Below are 2,033 nucleotides of genomic sequence, written 5' to 3' on the forward strand. Positions count from 1 at the left end.
GGTAATAAATACTTTTTATACACTAGTGTTGGTTTTACCTAGCCTCAGTCCTTTTGGCTTATGACCCTGACTGGGGAGTGTTTCGAATCATACCGATTCTCTTAACCCTTCTTGTAACAGTGGGCACAGTGATGTATAAAAAGTAGAGAAATAAAGAGAGAGGATATGGTTTTCCGCCGTATCTTCTTTTCATTTTAAGCTATCCAATCCCAAACAAGACATAACAAAAAGTAGATTAGGGTCAGGTCCTAATCTACTTTTATTTTAGATATTGAATGTTAAGCTCATAAGTCTAATAAGTTTTCCAAATGCGTAACGGCATCTGCAAAGTTATCTACGACGTAAGTTGCTGCTTCTTTGACGACCTCTGGGGCATGTGACATACAGTAAGAGATGTCTGCCACCTCAAACATGGAGATGTCATTACCTGAATCACCAAATGCTACAACTGGTTGATAATGCCTTTTTAAAAGCTCTAATCCGCTTCCCTTAGAAACCCCTTTGGCAGTCACTTCTATACGCGTGCTCCCTGATTGGAAAAATTCTAAATTAGGAAAACGAGCTTTAAGTTCTTGGACATAGGTCGCAGCCTTGTCTGCCTCTGGTCGAAGGTTAAATTTGTAAAGACAACGTTGGCGAACATTTTCATAAAGATTGTCCATACAGAGGATGGGCATATTCCATAAACGACGCTTATCCTCATGATTAAAATTCCCAACTCTTTCCTGATTATCTAGAGCATCGAAAGTAATTGATTCTTCCTTGAGATATTTCAATAAGTTATCAACATCCGTTGGAGGTAACGTTTTCGAAAATACAACCTGATCCTTCTCAGTAACGACTGCACCGTTATAGCCAATAGCACAGACCACATTAAGGTGATTACGTTCGGCAATATAAGTAATTTCCTTAACAGAGCGTCCTGTCGCAATGGCAAAATCACTATAGGCAGACAATTTTTCATAAGCCTTCAAATCTTCTGGATGAATTTGAATGGAATTTTTGACAAAAGTTCCATCTAAATCCGTCACACATAAGATGTTATGTGTCATAGCTATTCCTCTAAACCTAAAATATCTTGAATTTCCATTTTTAAAACATTGGCATAAGCACCGTAAATGGACTGCATTTGCATACCATTTTCCGCAAAATCAAGTGCTTCGTATTTTTTGATAATCGTGTCTTTGTCCACTAGTGACTTGTCTTTGACATCCACGCTTGAGGTGTTTTTCACTTAACTAAGTATTCAATGACTTATTTAGAAAACTACAAATTAATAATCTTCACTCTCTTCGTCATCTTTCTTACGTTTGGCAAGAAAGGCAAGACCTGTTGCCGTTGCCAAAGCACCTAAAGCAAGAGCTACCGATGAGTCTTCCTCACCAGTCTTAGGAAGAGTTTGGCTACCACGTTTGATCTTAGAATCTTTAACTTCAGAAGATGATGCTGAAGTAGTCATTGAAGCAGACAAGGATGTGCTTAATGACTCACTCATTGAGGTTGAGACACTTACTGAAGCTGAAATGCTAGTTGAAGCACTTGCTGATTCTGAAGCACTCATTGAATCTGAAATTGAGGCACTTGCGCTTTGCGATTCAGAGACTGACGTTGAGACGGATTGACTCGCTGAAACTGAGGCACTGGTACTTGCACTTGCTGATTCCGATACGCTCAATGAATTAGAAACTGATTGGCTCATTGAGACAGAGGCGCTTGTGCTTTGCGAGTCAGAGACTGATTGACTCGCTGAAACTGATGTGCTTGTACTTGCTGACTCGCTGAGCGATACTGAAGCACTGGTTGACTCTGAAGCACTCATTGAATCTGAAACCGATTGGCTCATTGAAACTGAGGCGCTTGTACTTGCACTTTCTGATTCTGAGACGCTCAATGAACCGGAAATTGATTGACTCGTTGAAACTGAGGCACTGGTACTTACTGACTCACTTAGTGAGACTGAAGCTGAAACGCTGGTTGAAGTACTTGCTGACTCTGAGACGCTCAATGAATTAGAAACCGATTGGCTCGTTGAA

The 2,033-nt window shown here is 40.2% G+C and carries 3 protein-coding genes; all 3 read right to left on the reverse strand.

Annotated features, from left to right (window positions below; all coding sequences use genetic code 11):
- Nucleotides 1-284: 284 nt before the first annotated feature.
- Nucleotides 285-1,052: a Cof-type HAD-IIB family hydrolase gene (locus HSISS2_RS07365; protein ID WP_021146135.1), complete on the reverse strand. Its 768-nt coding sequence runs from the start codon at nucleotides 1,050-1,052 to the stop codon at nucleotides 285-287.
- A 2-nt stretch (nucleotides 1,053-1,054) separates the two neighbouring features.
- The gene (locus HSISS2_RS11010) at nucleotides 1,055-1,234 is read right to left on the reverse strand and encodes a hypothetical protein (RefSeq protein WP_134981434.1); all 180 of its coding nucleotides are present in this window, start codon (nucleotides 1,232-1,234) and stop codon (nucleotides 1,055-1,057) included.
- A gap of 39 nt (nucleotides 1,235-1,273) precedes the next feature.
- Nucleotides 1,274-2,033, reverse strand: a 760-nt coding sequence (locus HSISS2_RS11015; protein WP_134981511.1) for an LPXTG cell wall anchor domain-containing protein, incomplete at its 5' end; no start/stop codon positions are given.

Origin of the sequence: Streptococcus sp. HSISS2 (assembly GCF_000448665.1) — a bacterium.
In the GTDB taxonomy this organism is placed as follows: domain Bacteria; phylum Bacillota; class Bacilli; order Lactobacillales; family Streptococcaceae; genus Streptococcus; species Streptococcus raffinosi.